We start from the raw sequence: 229 nt of genomic DNA, 5'->3' as shown, positions 1-229 counted from the left end.
CCATCGGCTTTTCGCACAGCACGTGCTTGCCCGCCCTGGCCGCACGGATCGTGTATTCGGCGTGCAGCGAATTGGGCAGGCAGACATAGACGATGTCGACATCGGGATTGTCGCGGATGCGGTCGAAATCGGCGTAGCGGTAGACCGATTTCGGATCGAGGCCGTGTTCGGCGGCCACACGCCGCGCCTTGAGCGGGTCGCCGCTGACGACAGCGGCCAGCCGGCTGTG

1 protein-coding gene is annotated in these 229 nt (G+C 65.5%); it reads right to left on the bottom strand.

Annotated features, from left to right (window positions below; translation table 11 throughout):
* On the bottom strand, positions 1–229 hold a 229-nt coding region (locus AC0CH8_RS19225), incomplete at both ends, for a Gfo/Idh/MocA family protein (protein WP_465241249.1).

Source organism: Sphingomonas sp. AC435 (assembly GCF_979253005.1).
This window is presented reverse-complemented; position numbering and strand designations above follow the sequence as displayed.